The sequence below is a fragment of the Streptomyces sp. GbtcB7 genome, from assembly GCF_019091445.1.
GTDB classification, from domain to species: Bacteria; Actinomycetota; Actinomycetes; order Streptomycetales; family Streptomycetaceae; genus Streptomyces; species Streptomyces mirabilis.
The window spans coordinates 1-310 of sequence record NZ_JAGXJM010000221.1 but is presented as its reverse complement, the minus strand read 5'-3'; the positions used below and the strand labels follow the sequence as shown (position 1 = coordinate 310).

Genomic DNA, 310 nt, shown 5'->3' with positions numbered 1-310 from the left:
TGGGAGATGGGCAGGACGTAGTTCTCGCTGTAGGCGTACACCATCGAGAACGTCATCTCGTTGTGGTGGTACTTGCGATGGACCGGCTCGTGCTGCACATAGCTCAGCGAGTCGTGCATCCACCCCATGTTCCACTTCAGCCCGAACCCCAGCCCCCCGAACCCGCCGGGCCCGGTGTGATGGGTGGCCCGGGTGACGCCGTCCCAGGCGGTGGACTCCTCGGCGATCGTCACGACGCCGGGTGCGCGGCGGTAGACGGTGGCGTTCATCTCCTGGAGGAAGGCGACGGCGTCGAGGTTCTCCCGGCCGC

At 66.8% G+C, this 310-nt stretch carries 1 pseudogene; it reads right to left on the bottom strand.

Annotated features, from left to right (window positions below):
* A pseudogene (locus tag KVT44_RS55910) lies at positions 1-310 on the bottom strand (glycogen-branching enzyme); the annotation flags it as partial.